This is a genomic window from Streptomyces telluris, assembly GCF_024519335.1.
GTDB classification, from domain to species: Bacteria; Actinomycetota; Actinomycetes; order Streptomycetales; family Streptomycetaceae; genus Streptomyces; species Streptomyces telluris.
Genome location: NZ_JANIID010000001.1, coordinates 73,080 through 90,685, shown reverse-complemented (window position 1 = coordinate 90,685; position 17,606 = coordinate 73,080). Strand labels below are relative to the sequence as shown.

Sequence of the window (17,606 nt, the reverse complement as noted above, 5' to 3'; positions counted from 1 at the left end):
GACGTCGTACGGGGGCGGGGCGCCGTACGGGGGCGGGACGCCCGGCGCCGGCGCCCCCGGCCGCGCGACGGCCCGCCCCGCGACGGCCCGCCCCGCCCGGCCCGCCGCGCGGCGCCCCGGTCCTATCGCGCGATGTCCTCGGCGAGGACCCGTTCGACGTTCCGCTCGGCCAGCGCCGTGATGGTCACGAACGGGTTCACCCCGATCGAGCCCGGGATCAGCGCCCCGTCGTTCACGTACAGGTGCCGGTACCCGGCGACCCGCCCGTAGGCGTCGGTGGCCCGGCCCAGGACGCAGCCGCCGAGCGGGTGGTAGCAGAAGTCGTCCCCGAAGGCCTTGGGCCGCGGGCCGAAGAGGTCGTAGCGGTAGTCGGTGCCGTTCGCCTTGTTCATCCGGTCGAAGAAGGACTTCGCCGCGGCGACGGCGGGGGCGTTCTGCTCCCGCTCCCAGCGCAGCCCTACGCGGTCCGTGGCGCGGTCGTGCACGAACGTGCCGCGCTCGGGGTTCCTGGTGACGGCCAGGTACATGCTGATCCCGGTCTCGAAGCCCGCGGGCAGCGGGGCGACGTCGGCGAAGACGGGCGCGGCGGGGTCGTCCCAGTCATCGATGCACGTCGCGGCGATGGCCGACTGGCGGGCGCCCGTGGGGTGCAGCAGCCTGTTGGCGCGGCCGGCCATGACGTTGCCGTTCGGCCCCCAGCCCGCGCCGACCTCCGCGCCGAGGTCCGGCAGGGTGCCGGTGTCGCGGGCCCGGACGAGCAGCTCCGTGGAGCCGAGGCTGCCGGCGCCGAGGAAGAGGTAGCGGCAGCCGATCTCCTTGGGGGCGAGCCGCCGCCCCTCCGCGTCGATCGGCTCGGCGGTCAGGACGTACGTGCCGTCCTTCTCGCGGCGGATCTTCGTGACGCGGTGCAGGGTCTCGATGGTGACCTTGCCGGTGCCGAGAGCGGCGGCGAGGTAGGTCTTGTCCAGGCTCCGCTTGCCGTGGTTGCTGCCGTACAGGACCTCGGCGGCCAGCGCGGACTTCGGCACCTCGCCGGCCGCCTCGCGCCGCATGTAGGCGAAGTCGTAGATATTGGGGACGAACCTCGTCCGCATCCCCGCCTTCGTGGCCGCCTCGCGCGCGACCCGGGCGAAGCGGTACCACTCCGTCCGCTCGAACCAGTCCGCGGCGACCTCGTTCGCCCCGAGCATCGCGAGGGCGCGCGGGAAGTGACGGCCGTACATCTCGCCGGCGTCGACCTGCGGGAGCACTTCCTCGAAGTAGGAGCGCCGGGGCGTCGCTGCGATGCCGCCGTTGACGAGCGAGCCGCCGCCCACCCCGCGCCCCACGTACACCCCCATCTGCCCGAAGTTCACGCGGTCGAGGACGCCCGCGTACGGCTGGACCGGGCGGTTGACGACATCGAGCCAGAGGAAGGAGGCGACCGGCGCCTCGGTGCGGTTCTTGAACCAGGTGGAGCGCCGGTCGGGGTCGAGCATCCCGCAGAAGACCTTGCCGTCCGGCCCTGGCCGGTTCCACAGCTGTCCCGTCTCCAGCATCAGCGTGGCGACGCCGGCCTCCCCCAGCCGCAGCGCGGTGACGGCCGCCCCGTAGCCGGTGCCGACCACCACGGCCGGCACGAAGGCGCCGCTGCCGGCCGGGCCGGGCGCGGACGGCCGCGGTCCGGCCGCAGCCGTGATCGTGGTCGCCCCCGTGAGGGAAGCGGCGCCGAAGGCGGCCCAGCCCAGCAGACGGCGGCGCGAGAGGGAGATGCTTCCGGCACTGGTGGCGTGATCCGGTCTCGTCGACACCGCACCCAAGGTAGCAGCGCGTCAGGAGATGACTACAGGACGTACGTGGCCGGAGTGCGGTGAAAGGGGGTGGCGGCGGGGCGCACGGCGCGTGTTGGATGCCTGTCGTGACCCCTGCCGACTCTTCCGCGCCCACCTCCGTCTCCCCCGGCCCCGGACTCCTCGACCGGCTGGAGGACTACTACGACAGCGTGCCGCGCAGCGCCGCCCGGGCCGAGGACTTCGGCCCGCTCACCTTGTTCGTCCGCGAGAGCGACGGCTGGCCGTACTACGCCCGCCCCTCCCGGGGCCCGGCGGGCGCCGGGCCGGTGAGCGCCGCCGACGTGCTGCGGGTGAGGGCCCGCCAGCGCGAGCTCGGCCTTCCGGAAAGCTTCGAGTGGGTGGCCGAGACGACGCCCGCGCTGCGGGCGGCCGCCGAGGAGACGGGGCTGACCGTGCACGAGCACCCCCTGATGGTGCTCGAACCGGGCAGCACCACGGCCGCGGCGGCGCTGCCCGAGGGCCTGGCCGTGCGGCTGCTCGGCCCGGACGACCCGGCGCTGCCGAGCGCGGTGGCCGTCGGCCCGCTCGCCTTCGCCCAGCTCGGCACGGCGGTGGGCACCATGGGCACCGAGGAGCTGGCGGCGGCGGAGCGGCGCGCCGCCCGGGACGGCACGGCGGACCGGCTGGCGGCGCGCATCCGCGCGGGCCTGACGGTGGCCGCCGCGGCCGTCCGCGGGGACACGGCCCTGTGTTCGGGCATGCACCAGCCCGTCGGCGCGGTGACCGAACTGGTCGCCATCGGGACGCTGCCCGCCGTGCGTCGGCAGGGACTGGGCCTCGCGGTCACCGCGGCCCTCGTCGCCGACGCGCGGTCGCGGGGCGCGGAGACCGTCTTCCTCTCCGCCGGCGACGACGACGTGGCCCGGATCTACGCCCGGCTCGGCTTCCGCCGCACGGGCACGGCGCTGATCGCCGAGCCCGCCGAGCCGGAGGCGTCGCAGGCCTGACGCGGGACGCGGGACGTGCAGGCCCGGCCCGGGTCGCCGCAGACCCGGCCCGGCCGCCCCTCGGCCCGGCGTTCCGCCACCGCTCCCGCCGCCGGGTCAGGTCCAGTACAAGCCGCGCGCCCGCGAGGCGGAGACCGTGCCCGGGTCGCGCACGCCCGGCGCCGGCGGGTCGTAGCACGCCTCGAAGCGGACGGTCTCCCCTTCGGAGACCGACCCGTGGTGGGTGAAGTCGACGAAGGACGCGCCCACCGTCGCGATGCGCTCGACGATCGGGCCGTTCCAGCGGGAGCCGTCCGCCCGCTGGTGGTAGAAGCGGCCCTGGAGGGTGCTGCCCGCCGGAACGGTCACGGTCAGGAAGACCGTGGCCGTGTACGCCTTCGCGCCGCTGATCAAGGTCTGGCCGTTGACCGAGAGCGTCGTCCACGCGCCTGGGACGAGCGCGGTCCGCGCGTCGGTGTACTCGCCCAGCGTCCGCGGCGCCGCCCCGCCCGGCTGCGGGTCGGCGGGCCTGCCGGAGGCCCGGGCCACGATGGCGGGGAAGACCACGTCGTGGAACTGCCCCACGCGGGCGTCGCCCGGGCAGGCCGTGCCGCCCGAGGACCACTGCGGGAACAGCCGGTGGTAGCCGTAGCCGGGTTCGTCCCAGGAGCGGCAGACCCGTAACGGCAGGCCGTGGTACTGGTGCAGCCACACCCCGACCTCGACGAGTCTGTCGACCTGCCGGTCGGTCCACGGGTCGGTGTGCTCCAGGTTGGAGGCGGTCTCGATGCTCACCGCCCCGCTGCCGTCCGGGCGCAGGTTGGCCCGGTAGTTGGCGTCGGCGCGGGTCTGTGTGCCGATGTACTGCGCGAGGTCGCCTCCGTAACCGACGCCGAAATGCGACTCGAGGTTGGTGCTTTCGCGCCAGAACTCGTAGAGGCGGCGCGCGGTCCACGGCGCGCCGACGCTGTGCAGGATGAACTGCGTGGGCCGGATCGCCGGCTGGTCGTCCGACTCCGGCTGGAGCTCCATCTTCGTGGCGCCCGGGTACCAGGCCATCACGACTCCTCGGGGCTGGGGGGTGGGGGTGCGCGTGCGCGCCGCACCGCACGGCGACACGCACGTCTGTTCGCGGTATGCCCGTTCCCATGCCGCACGCCACCGGGAACGGGTGCCTCCGGTGGTGAATGCCGCCCCGGAAACCCCGGAGACTATCGATGCGCTTTGCGGTATTACTTCTGATATGTCACGAAGCTTTGACGAACTGGTGGCCGAGGCCGAGGCGGCCCCCGTGGCCGGCTGGGACTTCTCCTGGCTGGACGGCCGGGCCACAGAGGAGCGCCCCTCCTGGGGCTATCAGCGCACCATGAGCGAGCGCCTGGCCCTCGCGGACGCGGCCCTCGACATCCAGACGGGCGGCGGGGAGGTCCTCGCCGGCGCGCGGAAGCTGCCCCGCACGATGGTGGCCACGGAGTCCTGGCCGCCCAACGTCGCCAAGGCGACGAGGCTGCTGCACCCCCTCGGGGCGGTCGTGGTCGCCGATGCCGACGAGCCTCCCCTGCCCTTCGCCGACGAGGCGTTCGACCTCGTGACCAGCCGTCACCCGGCGACCGTGTGGTGGGAGGAGATCGCCCGGGTGCTGCGGCCCGGCGGTACGTACCTCGCGCAGCACGTGGGCCCGGCCAGCGTCTTCGAGCTGGTCGAGTACTTCCTGGGCCCGCAGCCGGAGGAGGTGCGGCGCAGGCGGCACCCCGACGACGAGCGGCGGGAGGCGGAGGCCGCGGGGCTCGGCGTCGTCGACCTGCGCGCCGAGACCCTGCGGATGGAGTTCCGCGACGTCGGCGCGGTGATCTACTTTCTGCGGAAGGTGATCTGGATGGTCCCCGGCTTCACCGTCGACCAGTACCGCGACCGGCTGCGCGAGCTGCACGAACGCATCACGGCCGAAGGCCCCTTCATCGCCCACTCGGCACGCTTCCTCATCGAGGCCCGCAAGCCCGTGTGACCCGCAAGCCCGTGTGACCCGGTGGGCCGTGTGACCCGGTGGGCCGTGTGACGCGGTGGGCCGTGTGACGCGCAAACCCGTGTGACCGGACGGGCCGCGGGGCCTCCCGCCGCGCGGCCCGCCGGCCGGTCTCAGGCCGGGGACACCAGGTCCAGGTAGCCGTCGTCCCACAGGTCCTCCGTGCCGTCCGGCAGCAGGAGGACCCGGTCCGGGCGCAGCGCCTCGACGGCGCCCTCGTCGTGCGTCACCATCACGAGGGCGCCGGGGTAGGCGCCGACCGCGCCGAGGACCTCGTCGCGCGAGGCGGGGTCGAGGTTGTTGGTCGGTTCGTCCAGCAGCAGCACGTTGGCGCCGGAGTGCACGAGGCCGGCCAGGGCCAGCCTGGTCCTCTCGCCTCCGGAGAGCACCCCGGCCGGTTTGTCGGCGTCGTCGCCGCCGAAGAGGAACGCTCCCAGCACGTGCCGGGCCTCCCCGTCGCCGAGGTGGGGAGCGGCCGCGGCCAGGTTCTGCCGCACCGTCAGCGCGGGGTCGAGCGTCTCGTGCTCCTGGGCGAAGTAGCCGAGGCGCAGGCCGTGGCCGTGGACGACGCGGCCGCCGTCGGGGGCCTCGCGCCCGGCGAGGATCTTCAGCAGCGTGGTCTTGCCGGCGCCGTTGAGGCCGAGGACGGCGAGCCGGCTCCCCCGGTCGACGGCGAGGTCGACGCCGCCGAGGACGCTGCGGCCGCCGTAGGACTTGACGAGGCTGACGGCACCGAGGGGGGTGCGCCCGCAGGGGGCGGGCTCGGGCAGCCGGATCCGGGCGGTCCGCTCCGTCCGGCGGGCCGGTTCGAGGGCGGCGAGCATCCGGTCGGCGCGGCGGACCATGTTCTTCGCCGCGACGGCGGTGGCGACGTTCGCGCGCATCCGGTCCGCCTGGGTGCGCAGCGAGGCCGCCTTGCGTTCGGCGTTCGCCCGTTCCCGGGTGCGGCGCCGCTCGTCGGCCGCGCGCCGGGCCAGGTACGCGCTCCAGCCGGTGTTGTGGACGTCGACGGCGGCGCGGTGCGCGTCGAGGTGGAAGACGCGGTTGACGGTGTCGGCCAGCAGGCCGGTGTCGTGGCTGATCAGCACCAGCCCGCCCCGGTGGGCCGTCAGGAAGGTGCGCAGCCAGGCGGTCGCGTCGGCGTCCAGGTGGTTGGTCGGCTCGTCGAGGAGCAGGGTGCCGTGCCCGGCGAAGAGGATGCGGGCCAGCTCGGCCCGGCGCCGCTGCCCGCCGGACAGGGTGCCCAGCGGTTCGCCCATGGTGCGGGCGGGCAGCCCCACGCCGGCGGCGACGCGGGCGGCCTCGGCCTCGGCGGCGTAACCGCCGCGGGCCTGGAAGACGGCCTCCGCCCGGGCGTACGCGTTCATGGCACGCTCCTGGGCGGCCGCGCCGCCGGCTTTCGCCATGGCGTCCTCGGCGGCCCGCAGCGCGCGGACGGCCCGGTCCAGGCCGCGGGCGGAGAGGATCCGGTCGGTGAGGAGGGTGGCGGGGTCGGCGGCTTGCGCGTCCTGCGGGAGGTAGCCGAGGGAGCCGGTGACGGTGATGTCTCCGGCGGCGGGCCTCAGCTCGCCGGCCAGGGTCCTCATCAGGGTCGTCTTGCCGGCGCCGTTGCGGCCGACCAGGCCGATGCGGTCGCCGGGGGCCACGTGGAAGGAGACGTCGGACAGCAGGAGGCGGGCGCCGGCACGGATGCCGGCACCGCGAACGGTGATCATGGGATTACGCTCCGGAACAGCTCAAGGACACACGGGTGGCGTGGGATCGGGTCCTTGAGCTAAGAAATGCGGGGCGTAGACATGGGGCCGAGGGTAGCCGCGCGAGCGCGGCGGGCGCATCCGTATTACGTGCGCGCCCGGACCGGCGAACGCCCCGTGAAGCGAGCCCGGATCGCGAAAGCGAAGGAGAGAGGCCCATGCGCATGCGTTCGAGACTCTGGATCCTTCCCGTCCTCACCGCCCTGGTGGCGGTAGCGGTGGCACTGCCCGCGCTGTCGCAGCCGTCGGCCCGGCCGGAGGCGACCGGCGTGGTGCTGGCCGTGCACGGCGGCGCCGGTACGGCGTTGCGGCGGGAGGACACCGACGCCCGCACGGAGAAGGCCTACCGCGACGGGCTGGCCGACGCCCTGCGCGCCGGCCGCAAGGTCCTGCGGGACGGCGGCGGCAGCGTGGCCGCGGTCGAGGCGGCCGTGCGGTCGCTGGAGGACAACGCCCTGTTCAACGCGGGCAAGGGCGCGGTGTTCACCGAGGACGCGGGGCACGAGCTGGACGCGTCGGTCATGCGCGGCTCGGACCTGGCGGCCGGTGCCGTGGCCGGCGTCCGCCACGTGCGCAACCCCGTCTCCGCCGCCCGCCTCGTGATGGAGCGCACGCCGCACGTGCTGCTGACGGGCGAGGGTGCCGACGCCTTCGCCGTGCGCAACGGCCTGCAGGCGGTCACCCAGGACTACTACTGGACGCAGGCGCGCTGGGACAGCCTCATGAAGGCCAAGGAGCAGAGCAGGGGCGGCACTTCGCCGTCGGCGAGCGGGAAGTCCGCCGACGGGAAGTCCGCCGACGGGAAGACTGCCGGTGGAAAGCCTGCCGGCGGGAAGGCCTTCGGCGCCGAGGCCGTCGGCGAGTCCGCGATGGGCACGGTCGGCGCCGTGGCCCTCGACCGCAAGCACGGCCTCGCCGCCGCGACGTCCACGGGCGGGATGACCAACAAGATGGCCGGCCGCGTGGGCGACTCGCCTCTCGTGGGGGCGGGGACGTACGCGAAGAACGGAACGGTCGCGGCCAGTGCGACCGGGCACGGCGAGGTGTTCATCCGCGGAGCCGCGACGTCCACCATCTCGCACCTGGTCGAGTTCGGCGGCAGGGACGTGACCGCTGCGGCCCATGAGGTCGTGCACGAGCGGCTCGCCGGGCTGGGCGGCACGGGCGGCGTGATCGCGCTGGGCCCCGACGGAGTGCTCGCCGCCCCGCACAGCAGCGAGGGCATGCTCTACGGCTATCTGACGGCCGGCGGCGAGATCGTCACGAAGATCTTCCCCGACGAGTCGCGCACCGGCCGGTGACGGCTCACCGCGCGTACAGGTACATGGGCAGGCGCTCGGGGGCGAGCACGGCCCTGGCCGCCGGGCGGACGACGGCGCCGGGAACGGCCTGCAGCCTCCAGCGGGCGGCGATCGTCGCCAGCGCCAACGTCGCCTCGGTCAGCGCGAAGGACTCCCCGATGCAGCGGTGGGCGCCGAGACCGAACGGCGCGTAGGCACGGAGCGATGCGTTCCGGTCGGCTGCGGGGCCGTCGGCCGGAACGTCCTCCTCCGCCCAGCGGCCGGGCCGGAACCGGCCGGGTTCGGGGTAGAGGTCGCCGCGGCGGTGGATGACGTACGGGCTGAACACCACCATGCTGCCCACCGGCAGGCGACGGCCCGCCAGCTCGGTCTCCGTGGTGGTCACCCGCGGGATCAGCCATGCCGGCGGGTACAGCCGCAGGGCCTCGGTGACGACCCGCCCGGTCAGCGGCAGCCGGGGCAGGTCCTCCTGGGCTGCGGCCCGTCCCCCCAGGACGCCGTGCGCCTCCGCGTAGAGCTCTTCCGCGACGTCGTGGTGGCGCGACAGGAGGTGACAGGACCAGGCGAGCGCGGAGGCGGTGGTCTCGGAGCCGGCGAGGACGAGCGCGGTGCACTGGTCGTGGACGGCGTCGCCGGCGACCGGCGTCCCGTCGGGCAGACGGGTGGAGAGCAGGTGGGAGAGGACGTCCTTGGCGACGTCCCCGCTGCCGCCGGTCCCGGCACCAGCGCGGCGGCCTTCGACGAGGCGCGCGGTGTACGCCTGCCCGTGGGCCAGCGCCCGCCCGTAGCGGCGGTTGCCGGGGGTGGGCAGCCCGGCGGCCCACGGCAGGAGCGTCTGCCGGTAGATGCCCTTGAGGAAGGTGTCCAGGGCCTCGTGCAGCTCCCGGCCCTCGGCGGGCGGCAGCTCGGCGTCGAAGAGCGCCCGCACCGCGGTCTTGGTGGCCAGCGCGAACAGCTCGCCGCCGAGGTCGATCCGCTGCCCGTGGCGCCAGCCGTCCACGGCCTCGCCGATCGTCCGCCGCATGACCGCCGCGTACCGGGCGAGGTGGTCCGGGCGGAAGGCGGGCTGCATCAGCCGGCGCTGCGTCCGGTGCTCGGCCTGGGGGCAGGTCGCCAGGCCGTTGCCCATCGCGCGCCGGGAGCGCTGGTACGAGGGACCCTCCCGGTCGTAGGTCCGGTCGTCGGTCAGGACCCGGCGCACGAGATCGGGGTGGCAGAGCACGAACAGCGGGCGGCGGCCGATGCGGACCTCGACGAGGTCCCCGTGGCGGGGCAGTGCGCCGAGGAAGTCCAGCGGCGACCTGTAGAGGACAGGCAGGTGCCCTGCCAGGGGCCGGGCCCCCGGCGCCCGGCCCGCCCGCAGGCCGGGGTCCGCGGGCGACCGGTCGTGACCGGGAATCGCCATGGACGTGCCTCCAGGGGTCCGCTCCCGGAATCGGCTTCCGGGCACGGTGTCGTCGCGGCAGCGGGGCAGGCACGGCCACCGTAGCGAAGCCGCCCCCGCGGAAGGAACCACCGCACGGCCCGCGCCGCCGGATCGGGTGAGCCCCCGGCGGGGAACGGGGCCGGGAACGGGACCGTCAGCGAGTGGGCGACGGCGCGGCGGTGGCCGCCGCGGTGACGTCGGAGACCAGTTCCACCATGTCCGGCCCGTACGCGTCCGAGTTCACGACCTTCAGCAGGAGGCAGAACGTGCCGTCGAGCCCGTAACGGTGGGCGAGCTGTTCGTGGTGCCGGGCCAGATACCTTATGGCCGCCTGGTTGGTGACGCTGCGCTGGCCGGAGGCGAGGAAGACCGGCCGGCTGCCGCCGGGCCCGGTCAGCCGGGCGAGCAGGACGTACTCGGCCGTCCCCTTGTCCACCCGGTACGTCTCGCCGCCGACGGTGAGCGCGCCCCCCTCCGGCCCGCCGTGGCCGGTGGCCACCGCGACACCGGGCAGCAGCGAGCGCAGGTGGGCCTCGGTGCGCCGGTTCGACACGGGACCGCCGACGCAGAACTCGGTGCGCACGCCGATCCCCTGGCGGGCGGCGTCGTGCACCACGATGTCCGCGTGCGCCCCGCACTCCTTGATCAGCGCGGATATCTCCAGCAGCGCGAAGGCGTCGTGCCGTGCGACGCCCCAGCCGTTCGCGCTCGGGTCCTGGTTGACCACCAGCAGGCACTCCGAGCCCGCCGGCAGGCCGAAGAAGATCTGCTTGCGCCGGAGTTGGCGCCGCCACAGCAGGGTCCGGACGAACCAGCCCGCGGCGGCGCTGATCCCGCTGGCGACCAGTCCCAGCACGATGTTGCGCACGTCGTCGTTCATGAGCGGGCAGCCTACGGGCCCGGGCCGGGTCGGTCGACGGCCCTACGGCCGCAGCCCGAGGCGCACCGCGGCCCGTGCGGATAGCGTCCGGGCATGAAGATCGAATCGGAGACGGCCGGGCAGGCCCCGGAGGAGGCACGGGACCGGCGGACCCCCGTCATCCGCAGCGGAGCGCAGCGCAAGCGGGACGTCCTGGAGCGGCTGGGGCGGGAGCTGGACATCTGGGTCGCCTCGGCCGGCGCCGACGGGGTGCCGTACCTGGTGCCGTTGTGGTTCCTGTGGGACGGGGAGGCGATCTGGATGGCGACCCGGCCGGCCAACCCCACGGGCCGCAACCTGCGGGACGGCGGCCGGGCCCGGCTCGCACTCGGGCACACGCGCGACGTCGTCCTCATCGACGGCGACGTGGAGACGTACGGCACCAAGGAGGTGCCGGACGCGGCGGGCGACGCGTTCGCCCGGCACTCGGGCTGGGACCCCCGCAAACAGGGGGACGCGTACGCCTACTTCAAGGTGGTGCCGCGCGCCGTGCAGGCGTGGCACGAGGAACCCGAGCTCCGCGGACGCCACTTGATGCGCGACGGCGAGTGGCTCGTCTGAGCGGCGGGCGGTGACGGGCTCGCCGGGGGACGGGGCGGCGGCGGTGACGGAGGGCGCGGCCGGGCGGTCCGGCGGAGATCCTGCCGGCCGCCCGGCGCGCCCGCCCCACGGGTGTGCGCCCGCTACGCCGCGGTGCGGTCCTCTCCGGGGGCCGCGCGGTCCGGGCCGGGAGCGAATCGCGTGCTCCCCAGGACCTCGGCGCGGGCCGGGCCGGAGCCGAGGGCGCTCAGCCGGGCCCTGGCGTCGACGGCGTACACGTCGACGTACTCCTGCTCCGACAGCTTCAGGATCGCGTACATGATCTCGTCGGTGACCGCGCGCAGCACGTGCCGCTGGTCCGCCATGCCCGCGTAGCGGGAGAAGTCCAGGGGTTCGCCGAAGCGGACCGTGACGGGCACCAGGCGGGGCAGCCGCCGCCCCGCGGGCTGGGCCTCGAACGTGCCGATCATCGCGCACGGCACGACGGGCACGCCGGAGCGGATCGCCATCTCGGCGACGCCGACCTTGCCCTTGTACAGCCGTCCGTCGTGCGAGCGCGTGCCCTCGGGGAAGATGCCGAGGAGTTCGCCGCGGCGGAGCACCTTCACGCCCTCCTCGACGGCGGCCTGTCCCGCGCCGCGGCCGGAGCGGTCGACGGGTATCGCGCCGAGGCCGCGGAAGAAGGCGGCGGCGAGCCTGCCCTTGAGGCCGCGGCCGGTGAAGTACTCCTGCTTGGCGAGGAAGGTGATCCGGCGCCGGAGGGTCACGCCCATCAGGAACTGGTCGGTGAACGACTGGTGGTTGCCGGCGACGATCGCACCGCCGTGCCGCGGGACCCGCCCCAGCCCCTCCACCCTCGGCCGGAAGAGCCACCGCAGCAGCGGGACCAGCACCACGGCCTTGAACGCGCAATAGAACATGCAAACGCCCTTCTCCCAGAGAGCCCCCCGCGCCCGGGCACGCTACTCGCGGGTATGGATCAGCGGGAGAAGGCCGATTGAGCCACTCCGTGGCCGGTTGATTACGGACGGCGTCCATGCAGGACGCCCCACCGCAGCCGTCCGCGGCGCGCGGCGTCCACCCATACGGGCAGGTTCTCCTGCAGGTGGCCGAGGTAGGCGGCGCCGATGCGCCCGCCGAGCTCCGCCGCGCGCGCCGCCGTCTCCTCCGTCAGCCGGACATAATGGTTGACCAGTTGGCCACTGTGGTCGTCGAATCCGATGCCGGACAGACCGAGGCGGGAGAGCCGGTCCCGGTAGAAGGACACGGTGGCCAGGGCGTCCACGCCGAGGCGGGAGACGGCCGGGCGCAGCGCCTCCGCGGAGGCGTCCTCGGCGGCCATGATGTCGGTGAAGGCCAGCACTCCCCCGGGCTTGAGCACGCGGGCCGCCTCGCTCAGCACCTTCGGCCGGTCGCTGCTGTGGCAGAAGGCCTCCAGGGAGCACACGGCGTCGAAGTGGCCGTCGGGGAACGGCACGTCGTGGAAGGAGCCGGTGACGACCTCGACGAGGCCGTCGAGGCCGCGCTCGGCGTTGACGGCGCGGTGCCGCTCGTTCTGGGCGGCGCTGAGGTTGAGGGCGACGACGCGGCAGCCGAAGCGCTCGGCGAGCCGGCGGGCGGTCCCGCCGTATCCGGAGCCGAGGTCGATGACGGTGCCGCCGGGGCCGAAGCTGCCCGCGAGCCGGTCGGCGACCCGCTCGACGGTGCGGCGGGAGGCCTCGGCGATCGGCTCGCCGGGGCGGGTGTAGATGCCGGTGTGGATGTCCTCGCCGCCCCAGACCGCGCCGTAGAAGGCGTCCACGTCGCCGGAGTCGTAGTAGCTGCGCGTCGCTTCCTCGTTCGCGTCCTGGTTCGCTTCCTTGTTCACGTCCTGGTTCGCTTCCCCATTCGCTTCCTTGTGCACAGGTGCTCCTCTCGCCGCAGGACCGGTCGGGATCAGCCTTACCCCCGCCTGGTGGTGAACACCGGGACGAACCAGCCATGATCGGCCCGCGTCAGCGGACCAGGGCCCGCAGCAGCCTGACGTACGGGCTCCAGCGTGCGGGCCTCGCCACCGTCCCCGTGCAGGCGCGTTCGGCCAGGTCGAGACTGTCCTCCAGGCACGCGTCGTGGAGCGGGCGCCAGAGCAGTGGCCAGGTGAGGCGGGCCGGGCCGCGGGCGCTCATGGAGAGGGTGTGGCGCAGGACGGTGCGCCCGTCTCCGGCGGGCAGGGCCGCGTATTCGTGGAAGCCGTGGAAGCCGCGCGGCCCGGTGAAGGCGAAGCGGACCCACGTGGCGGGGACGTAGGCGGCAACGGTGTAGCGGACGGGGCCGTGGCCGCCGGCCGCCCCCGGCCCGAGGGGCCGGTCGAAGGCCATGGGCGGCCAGGATCCGTGCGGCCACAGCCGGTCCCCGTCACTCGCGAGGGAGTCGATCAGCGCCCCCGCTTCGTGCTCCGCCACGGGCAGCAGGCGCTCGTGCACGTTGTGGACGTCCATGGATCCTCCGTCTCCCGGAAGCAATATTAGAGAGGTCTCTCCAATATTGTGGAGAGTACTCTCCGGCTCATGGCCCGACCACCCCGTTTCGACCTCGACCAGCTCCTCGACGCCGCCGTACGGCTGGCCGCGGCGTCGGGACCGGCCGGCGTGACGATGTCCGCGGTCGCCAAGGAGGTGGGGGCTCCGAGCGGGTCGGTGTACCACCGCTTCGCCGGGCGGACCGTGCTGCTGGCCGAGGTGTGGCTGCGGACGGTCGAACGCTTCCAGGAGGGCTGGTTCGCCGCCCTCGAAGGGGAGGCCGACCCCCGGCGGGCCGGGAGCGCGGCGGCGCGCCACGTCGTCGCCTGGAGCCGCGCGCATCCGGAGGAGGCCGCCCTTCTGCTCTACGGGGCCCGGGACTTCGGGCGCGCCGAGTGGCCCGGCGAGCAGGCCGGGCGCGCCGAGCACGGCCACCGGCGGGTGCGGGCCGCCGTGGCCCGCCTGGCCGCGGCCCTCGGCGCCGAGGACCCCGCCGCCCTGGAACGCGTCTCCGTCGCCGTGATCGACCTGCCGCTCTCGCTGGTCCGCCGTCACCTGCGGGCGGGCGAGGTGCTCCCCGGACACGCGGAGGACCTGGCCGAGGAGTGCACGGCGGCACTCCTCACCTGAGCACTCCTCACCTGAGCACTCCTCCCGTGCGCCTAGCGCGCGGCCGCGGCCGTGCCCGTCCGCAGCTTCTCCAGGACGCGCTCGCGCAGGAGCTCGTACTCCTCGCGGAGGCGCTTGATCTCGGGCGGGCGCGGGATGACCCGGCCGCCGGTGACGATCTCTTCGGGGGAGAACTGCTCGCGGGTGAGGTCGATCTCCACGCCCTCGCCGAGCCGGTTCCACCAGTGGAAGTCGGTCTGCACGCCGTCGACGCGGACCTCGCCCCGGATGAGCTCGCCGCCCAGCAGGTCGTTGAGGACCATCGCGGTCACGCCGCACTGGTCGCGTGCCGGATTGTCCGGGGTCCAGCGCGAGCGGTACTCGGGGGTGCACGTGTCGGCGTCCCAGCTGCTGCGGACGGCGCGTTCGATGTCGGTGAGAAGCCACGGTGTCATGCTGCGCATCCTGGCAGCGACCACTGACAGTGCCGGGAGGACCGGCGAGCCGACGCCTGACGGCGCGCACGACGTACAGTCATCCTGGCCCTCAGCGGCCGGAACCAGCCGATGGGAAAAGGAACCATGACCAGCACGTGGGAGAAGGCACTCGACGCCGCCGGCGTCCACGACCGGCGGCTGCGCGACGACTTCACGCAGCAGCGCGACCTCGTCTCGCGCTACCGGCGCCATGCCTACGCGGCCGTCCGGCTGCTGCTGCCCCGTGCGACCGTCCCGCACGTCATCGCCATGACCGCGTTCATGCACCACACGGACAACACGCTCGACAACGGCGGCACCCGGGCCGAGCGCACCTCCGCCTACGCCGCGTGGGAGCGGGACGTACGCGAGGCGCTGGCCGGCGGGCGGGCGGACCATCCGGTGATCCGGTCACTGATCCACACGGTGACGACCCGCCCCGGGCTCGCCGGAGCGGTCGAGGACTTCCTGAAGGCCGCACCGGCTGATCTCGACTTCGACGGGTTCGCGACGGAAGGCGCCTACCAGGACTACGTCGACGCCTACTCGCTCCCGGCGTTCATGCTCGTCGCCGGCCTGCTCGACCCGGGCACCGACCCCGTCGCGTACCGTGCGGCCTGCCGTTCGTACATCGACGGCAGCCAGCGCCTGGACTTCGTCAACGACCTGGCCGTGGACCTGGAGGGCGGGCGCCTGGCCCTCCCCCGGGAGACGCTGGAGGAGCACGGCGTCTCCCGCGACGACCTGGAGTCGGCGCGCGACACCGCCGCCGTACGGGCGCTCCTGGCCGGTCAGTTGCGCCGCGCGCGCCACGACCTGCTGGACGCCCGCCGCCTGGCCGGTCTCACCGCACCGGTCGACCGCCCGTTCGTGCGGGCGATGGTGGAGCTGGAAGTGCTCACCACGGACGCCGCGGCGGCGAAGGGCTGCGGCCTGTTGCGCGGGTCGGCGCGCCCTGCGGCCGTTGCCGCCCTGCGGGTTTTCCTCCGGGAGTGCGGCCGCGCGCGGACCGCCCGGCGCCGCGCCCTCTGAGTGCCTTCCGACCACCGCCCGGGGCGACTTGAGAGCTTCTTGACCACGATTCACCCGTAGCAGCGATCACCCGTTGGTGTTCAGGCTGCGGCCGCCGCGCGCGGCCGCCTAGGGTGCTTGCACGTGACCGGCTGACGGACGAATCGAGGACACGTGGACGAGGAAGAGGACCGGAGGCTGCGGGCGATCGCACCGGAGATCTCGCACACCACCATCGGGCTGATGCGCACCATCGTCGGCCTCGAACCGGCGGAACGGGTGCCCGAAGAAGCGCTCAAGGTGGCGGACCGGGTGCTCGCCAAGCACGGTACGGACGGGCTGCGGGTGCTCGTCATGAGCCTGTCGGGGTGGATGGCGGTCGGCATCGAGAACGTCGCGCACCTGAAGGGCCAGACGAACGAGGCCATCATCGACGACATCGAGCTGACCTGTCTGGAGGCCAACCCCGACGGCTGAGGCGGACCGGCCGAGTGGTCAACGTCTCCTCCGCCGCGGGGCGGACGCCCCTACTGTGGAGTACGTCTGCAGGACGCCCCCCGGGAGGACACATGACCAGCTCGGTCGAGCACCGCTTCGTCGAGGTCAACGGAGTAACGCTGCACATCGCGGAGCAGGGGCGAGGCCCCCTGGTCGTCCTGCTGCACGGCTTCCCGGAGTGCTGGTACTCCTGGCGGCACCAGTTCGGGCCGCTGGCCGGAGCCGGGTACCGGGTCGTCGCGGTCGATCAGCGCGGGTACGCACGCAGCGAACAGCCGGACGACACCGGCGCGTACAGCGTGCTGCACCTCGCCGGTGACGTGATCGCCCTGATCCACGCCCTCGGCGAGGAGAGCGCGGTGGTCGTCGGGCACGACTGGGGCGCGCCGGTCGCCTGGACCACGGCGCTGCTGCGGCCCGACGTCGTCCGCGGCGTGGCCGGCCTGAGCGTGCCGCCGCTGCCGCACGGCCCGGCGGCTCCGCTGCCGGCGCTGCGCTCCGTGTTCGGCGACGGCTTCTACCAGCTGTACTTCCAGGAACCCGGCGTCGCCGACGCGGAGTTGGCGCGGGATCCGGCGACGTCGTTCCGCCGGATCCTGTTCAGCGGCTCGGGCGACAGCGCGCAGACCGACCCGCCGCGCCCGTGGGTCGTCCCGGCCGGCCGCACGCTCCTGGACACGATGGCGGAGCCGGAGGAGCTGCCGGGCTGGTTCACCGAGGAGGACGTGGACGCCTTCGTGCGCGAGTTCTCCGCGCACGGCGAACGCGCCTTCACCGGCGGCCTGAACTGGTACCGCAACCTCGACCGGAACTGGGAGCTCCTCGCGCCCTTCCACGACCTCCGCATCGAGGTGCCCGCCCTGTACGTGGGAGGCGACCGCGACCCCGTGCGGGCCTTCCCCGGCATGGAGCAGCTGCTGGCCTCCCTCAAGGAGACGGTGCCGGGGCTGCGCCGCAGCGTGACCCTGCCGGGCTGCGGTCACTGGACGCAGCAGGAGCGCCCGGAGGAAGTCAACGCCGAGCTCCTCGGCTTCCTGTCGTCCCTGCCGTCCCCGAACGCGTAGCCGCAGCCCCTGCCGCGACCGAGCGCCTGGACCGCAGCAGGAGGACCACGGCGGCCGCCGCCACGGCGACGGCCGCGCAGGCGCCCGCGACGAGGCCCGTACGCGAGGAGAACGAGGGGGCCGCCGGAGCCTCCTCGTTCTCCGGGGACGCGGCTTCCCGCCGGGCGGCCACCGGGCCGGCCGGACCGGACCCCTGGGGCGTCGCGGCGGCGCTCTCGGCCGGAGCAGGACCCTGCCCGGCGCCCGCGGTCCCGGCCGCGACCGTGACCGTCCCCTCGCCGTGGCCGAGGTCCGGGAAGCCGCAGTGGACGACGACCTTCCACGTGCCCTCCGGCAGGGTCTCGCGAGTGGTGTAGGCCCCCTTCCCGCCCTCGGCGGCCACGAGCTGCCACGGGCCGGCGGTGCGCCCGTCCGGGCCGGTGGCCGTCAGGGTGCCGGCGACGTGCTCGTCGACGGGGTCGCCGTCGTTCTCCCAGGTCGCCACGGTCCGTACGTGACCGCCCTGCTGCTCGCCGCCGACGGCGAAATGGATGGTGTCGCCGTGCGCGGCGGCCGTTCCGGGCGTGCCCAGGACGAGCAGGGCGGCGCATCCGAGCGCGGGGGCCAGGGTGGTGGGGCGCAGCTTCATCGTGGCGGTTCCTCGGAGAGTGTCGGGACGGGTGGTGCGGAAGGGGCCGGCGACCGCCGGTGGGGGGAATCCGTGGGGGGAATCCGGTGGGGGGAAGGGGG

Annotated in this window: 18 protein-coding genes; 8 read left to right on the top strand and 10 right to left on the bottom strand. The window is 74.4% G+C overall.

Annotated elements, in window-relative coordinates; genetic code table 11:
- Positions 1–122: 122 nt before the first annotated feature.
- Positions 123–1,790, bottom strand: coding sequence for a GMC oxidoreductase (locus tag NQU55_RS00440; protein WP_256789369.1), 1,668 nt, complete (start codon positions 1,788–1,790; stop codon positions 123–125).
- A gap of 107 nt (positions 1,791–1,897) precedes the next feature.
- Between NQU55_RS00440 and NQU55_RS00435 the strand changes: the two genes are divergently transcribed.
- The gene (locus NQU55_RS00435) at positions 1,898–2,779 is read left to right on the top strand and encodes a GNAT family N-acetyltransferase (RefSeq protein ID WP_256789367.1); all 882 of its coding nucleotides are present in this window, start codon (positions 1,898–1,900) and stop codon (positions 2,777–2,779) included.
- 96 nt (positions 2,780–2,875) lie between these two features.
- Here NQU55_RS00435 and NQU55_RS00430 read toward each other — a convergent pair whose 3' ends face one another.
- Complete coding sequence (locus NQU55_RS00430; protein WP_168092324.1) at positions 2,876–3,817, bottom strand: peptidoglycan recognition protein family protein; 942 nt, start codon at positions 3,815–3,817, stop codon at positions 2,876–2,878.
- A gap of 184 nt (positions 3,818–4,001) precedes the next feature.
- Between NQU55_RS00430 and NQU55_RS00425 the strand changes: the two genes are divergently transcribed.
- The gene (locus NQU55_RS00425) at positions 4,002–4,763 is read left to right on the top strand and encodes a class I SAM-dependent methyltransferase (protein ID WP_168092323.1); all 762 of its coding nucleotides are present in this window, start codon (positions 4,002–4,004) and stop codon (positions 4,761–4,763) included.
- A 131-nt stretch (positions 4,764–4,894) separates the two neighbouring features.
- Here NQU55_RS00425 and NQU55_RS00420 read toward each other — a convergent pair whose 3' ends face one another.
- Positions 4,895–6,496: an ABC-F family ATP-binding cassette domain-containing protein gene (locus tag NQU55_RS00420; RefSeq protein WP_168092322.1), complete on the bottom strand. Its 1,602-nt coding sequence runs from the start codon at positions 6,494–6,496 to the stop codon at positions 4,895–4,897.
- A gap of 203 nt (positions 6,497–6,699) precedes the next feature.
- Here NQU55_RS00420 and NQU55_RS00415 point away from each other — a divergent pair, with 203 nt between their 5' ends.
- Positions 6,700–7,836, top strand: coding sequence for an isoaspartyl peptidase/L-asparaginase family protein (locus NQU55_RS00415; protein WP_256789363.1), 1,137 nt, complete (start codon positions 6,700–6,702; stop codon positions 7,834–7,836).
- A 4-nt stretch (positions 7,837–7,840) separates the two neighbouring features.
- Here NQU55_RS00415 and NQU55_RS00410 read toward each other — a convergent pair whose 3' ends face one another.
- Positions 7,841–9,241, bottom strand: a complete 1,401-nt coding sequence (locus NQU55_RS00410; protein ID WP_256789361.1) for a cytochrome P450 — start codon at positions 9,239–9,241, stop codon at positions 7,841–7,843.
- A gap of 175 nt (positions 9,242–9,416) precedes the next feature.
- Complete coding sequence (locus NQU55_RS00405; protein WP_168094712.1) at positions 9,417–10,142, bottom strand: hypothetical protein; 726 nt, start codon at positions 10,140–10,142, stop codon at positions 9,417–9,419.
- A 93-nt stretch (positions 10,143–10,235) separates the two neighbouring features.
- On the opposite strand from NQU55_RS00405, the gene NQU55_RS00400 reads away from it, so the two are divergent.
- Positions 10,236–10,742 (top strand): pyridoxamine 5'-phosphate oxidase family protein, encoded by a 507-nt coding sequence (locus NQU55_RS00400; protein WP_168094711.1) that lies wholly within the window; start codon positions 10,236–10,238, stop codon positions 10,740–10,742.
- 122 nt (positions 10,743–10,864) lie between these two features.
- Here the strand turns inward: NQU55_RS00400 and NQU55_RS00395 are convergent, their stop codons facing one another.
- The 3 genes from NQU55_RS00395 to NQU55_RS00385 all read right to left on the bottom strand — a co-directional run bounded on the left by NQU55_RS00395 (position 10,865) and on the right by NQU55_RS00385 (position 13,198).
- On the bottom strand, positions 10,865–11,641 hold the full coding sequence (locus tag NQU55_RS00395; RefSeq protein ID WP_168094710.1) for a lysophospholipid acyltransferase family protein: 777 nt from the start codon (positions 11,639–11,641) through the stop codon (positions 10,865–10,867).
- 101 nt (positions 11,642–11,742) lie between these two features.
- Positions 11,743–12,624 (bottom strand): SAM-dependent methyltransferase, encoded by an 882-nt coding sequence (locus NQU55_RS00390; RefSeq protein WP_256789359.1) that lies wholly within the window; start codon positions 12,622–12,624, stop codon positions 11,743–11,745.
- A 91-nt stretch (positions 12,625–12,715) separates the two neighbouring features.
- Positions 12,716–13,198: an SRPBCC family protein gene (locus tag NQU55_RS00385; RefSeq protein ID WP_168094708.1), complete on the bottom strand. Its 483-nt coding sequence runs from the start codon at positions 13,196–13,198 to the stop codon at positions 12,716–12,718.
- A gap of 69 nt (positions 13,199–13,267) precedes the next feature.
- Here NQU55_RS00385 and NQU55_RS00380 point away from each other — a divergent pair, with 69 nt between their 5' ends.
- Entirely contained in the window at positions 13,268–13,849 is a 582-nt protein-coding gene (locus tag NQU55_RS00380; RefSeq protein WP_168094707.1) for a TetR/AcrR family transcriptional regulator, read from the top strand.
- Between the two features lie 32 nt (positions 13,850–13,881).
- On the opposite strand, the gene NQU55_RS00375 is transcribed toward NQU55_RS00380, so the two are convergent.
- The gene (locus tag NQU55_RS00375; protein ID WP_168094706.1) at positions 13,882–14,283 is read right to left on the bottom strand and encodes a YunG family protein; all 402 of its coding nucleotides are present in this window, start codon (positions 14,281–14,283) and stop codon (positions 13,882–13,884) included.
- 126 nt (positions 14,284–14,409) lie between these two features.
- Between NQU55_RS00375 and NQU55_RS00370 the strand changes: the two genes are divergently transcribed.
- The 3 genes from NQU55_RS00370 (at position 14,410) to NQU55_RS00360 (ending at position 16,877) form a co-directional block, all read left to right on the top strand.
- Positions 14,410–15,336 carry a phytoene/squalene synthase family protein gene (locus tag NQU55_RS00370; protein ID WP_168094705.1) on the top strand — a complete coding sequence of 309 codons (927 nt, stop codon included), beginning with the start codon at positions 14,410–14,412 and terminating at the stop codon, positions 15,334–15,336.
- Positions 15,337–15,489: 153 nt separating this feature from the next.
- On the top strand, positions 15,490–15,792 hold the full coding sequence (locus NQU55_RS00365) for a hypothetical protein (protein WP_058041490.1): 303 nt from the start codon (positions 15,490–15,492) through the stop codon (positions 15,790–15,792).
- A gap of 92 nt (positions 15,793–15,884) precedes the next feature.
- Positions 15,885–16,877, top strand: a complete 993-nt coding sequence (locus NQU55_RS00360; protein ID WP_168094704.1) for an alpha/beta fold hydrolase — start codon at positions 15,885–15,887, stop codon at positions 16,875–16,877.
- Here NQU55_RS00360 and NQU55_RS00355 read toward each other — a convergent pair.
- Positions 16,825–17,505 carry a hypothetical protein gene (locus NQU55_RS00355; protein ID WP_168094703.1) on the bottom strand — a complete coding sequence of 227 codons (681 nt, stop codon included), beginning with the start codon at positions 17,503–17,505 and terminating at the stop codon, positions 16,825–16,827. The two genes, NQU55_RS00360 and NQU55_RS00355, sit on opposite strands and share 53 nt — an antisense overlap.
- Between the last annotated feature and the right edge of the window lie 101 nt (positions 17,506–17,606).